Origin of the sequence: Nocardia carnea (assembly GCF_029868325.1) — a bacterium.
GTDB lineage: Bacteria > Actinomycetota > Actinomycetes > Mycobacteriales > Mycobacteriaceae > Nocardia > Nocardia carnea_C.
Map to the genome: position 1 here is coordinate 1 of NZ_JARWNW010000146.1, position 2479 is coordinate 2479.

Annotated in this window: 2 protein-coding genes and 1 pseudogene; 2 read left to right on the plus strand and 1 reads right to left on the minus strand. The window is 68.6% G+C overall.

What is annotated here, in order from left to right:
- Window positions 1-150: pseudogene (locus QH196_RS10795) on the minus strand (DUF885 domain-containing protein); the annotation flags it as partial.
- 356 nt (window positions 151-506) lie between these two features.
- Here QH196_RS10795 and glyA point away from each other — a divergent pair.
- Both glyA and QH196_RS10805 read left to right on the plus strand, forming a co-directional pair.
- Complete coding sequence (gene glyA / locus QH196_RS10800; protein ID WP_280415632.1) at window positions 507-1802, plus strand: serine hydroxymethyltransferase; 1296 nt, start codon at window positions 507-509, stop codon at window positions 1800-1802.
- A 118-nt stretch (window positions 1803-1920) separates the two neighbouring features.
- Window positions 1921-2334, plus strand: a complete 414-nt coding sequence (locus QH196_RS10805) for a limonene-1,2-epoxide hydrolase family protein (RefSeq protein ID WP_280415633.1) — start codon at window positions 1921-1923, stop codon at window positions 2332-2334.
- Window positions 2335-2479 lie beyond the last annotated feature (145 nt).

Genomic DNA, 2479 nt, shown 5'->3' on the forward strand with positions numbered 1-2479 from the left:
ACCCTCGGGCATCAGGCACTGCGGCGTGTTGACCAGGATAATGGTCTGTTCGCCGTGGCCGGCGGCCACCAGCCCGGCTTCCTTGCGGCTGTGCTCGGTGTGATGACCCGGGTACGCCTCGTGGGCGATGAGCTTGGGCAGTACCGCAAGACCGTCAGCCGCTGACGGCGCGGTTCAGCTCTCCGGGGTCGCGGTGGCACCGTTCGTGGTGGCCGCTGCGGCGCCGGTACGGGTCTGGCCGATACGCGGCGGAGCAGGAGCCGGGGGGGGGGGGGGGGGGGGGGGGGGGGGGGGCGGCCCGGGAGGGGGGCGAGGCCCGGGGGCCCCGGCGGCGGGGGGGGCCCCCCCCCCCCCCCCCCACCCCTCGAGACGCGGAGCGTCTCGAAAATTACAGCCTGCCCCTTCACGGACGGTCTACCGCGAGCGCCGCGTCATCCCAGACGCCAGGGCGCAACAGCCCCTACCCCCTGACGGTCGCGGGCCCACCGTGAACATAGACTGGCGCCGTGACGCAGACGACCGCCTCTGTCAATACCCAGTCTCTCGGTGAGCTCGATCCGGAGCTCGCCGCCGCGATGGCGGGTGAGCTCGCCCGTGAGCGCGACACCCTGGAGATGATCGCGTCGGAGAATTTCGTGCCGCGCGCGGTGCTGCAGGCGCAGGGCAGTGTGCTCACCAACAAGTACGCCGAGGGTTACCCCGGCCGCCGCTACTACGGCGGTTGCGAGCACGTCGATGTCGTGGAGAACATGGCCCGCGAACGCGCGAAGGCGCTGTTCGGCGCGGATTTCGCCAACGTGCAGCCGCATTCGGGTGCGCAGGCCAATGCCGCGGTGCTGATGTCGCTGATGGATCCGGGCGACCGGCTGCTCGGCCTGGACCTCGCGCACGGCGGCCATCTCACCCACGGTATGCGGCTGAACTTTTCCGGCAAGCTGTACGAGGTCCACTCCTACGGTGTGTCCAAAGAGGATCACCGCGTGGATATGGACAACGTCCGGGCGATCGCCCGGGAATCGCGGCCGAAGGTGATCGTGGCCGGCTGGTCGGCGTATCCGCGGCATCAGGATTTCGCGGCGTTCCGGGAGATCGCCGATGAGGTCGGCGCCTACCTGTGGGTGGATATGGCGCATTTCGCCGGGCTGGTCGCGGCCGGGCTGCATCCGTCGCCGGTGCCTTACGCCGATGTCGTCTCCTCGACCGTGCACAAGACGCTGGGTGGCCCGCGGTCCGGTCTGATCCTGGCCAAGCAGGATTACGCGAAGAAGCTGAACAGTTCGGTGTTCCCGGGCCAGCAGGGCGGCCCGCTCATGCATGTCATCGCGGCCAAGGCCGTGGCCTTCAAGATCGCGGGTACGCCGGAGTTCGCGGAACGCCAGCAGCGCACGGTCTCGGGCGCCAAGATCCTCGCCGAACGCCTCACCGCGGCCGATGTCGCGAAGAACGGGGTCAGCGTGCTCACCGGCGGTACGGATGTACACCTGGTCCTGGTGGACCTGCGTAACTCCGATATCGACGGCCAGCAAGGTGAGGATCTGCTGCACGAAATCGGTATCACGGTGAACCGGAACGCGGTCCCGTTCGACCCGCGCCCCCCGATGGTGACCTCCGGTCTGCGGATCGGCACCGCCGCCCTGGCCACCCGCGGTTTCGGCGATACCGAGTTCACCGAGGTCGCCGATATCATCGGCACCGCCCTCGCCGGTGGCGCCGATCTGGACGCACTGCGCGCCCGGGTGTCGAAACTGGCCCAGGACTTCCCGCTGTACCAGGACCTGGAGGACTGGAACCTGCTGGGCTGATACCCACGCGACGGAACCGGCTCGGGCGCAAGTCGAACTACTCTCGCGTCCCGAGTCCGGCCCGGGCTTCCGGCGCCGAGCACCGGCGCGCGGCGTGGCCCTGCTCTACGCTCGTGAGATGGAAACCGAGTTGAACCAGGACGCGGTCACCACCGTCCGCGAATTCTTCACCGCGATGGAGATCGGCGCGATCGGCGAAGCACTGGAACTGGTGCATCCCGATATCGTCTGGAAGAACACCTCGCTACCGGATGTGCGCGGTGCGCGGCGGGTCGGCAAACTGCTGCGCGGTCTGGATCGGGAGCAGTTCGGGTTCTCGGCGCGTATGCACCATATCGCCGCCGACGGCGCGGTCGTGCTCACCGATCGCACCGATATCCTGCGTTTCGGTCCTGTCAGTATCGAGTTCTGGGTGATGGGGACCTTCGAACTGGTGGACGGCCGGATCATCCTCTGGCACGACCACTTCAGCTGGGAGAACTTCCTGCGTGGTACCGCGATGGGTCTCGTCAAGGCCGTTCTCGGCCGCTGAGCATCACGTCGTCACAGCTTCGCGGCGGGAAAAACATGCCCGCAGCCGTTGAAAACGGCCGTTCGAGGGCGCCGTATCGGCCCACGAACCGCCACGCCGGGTGGGTGGACGGGCGGCCCGGGCCCCGCCGCCCCGGCCGGGTGGG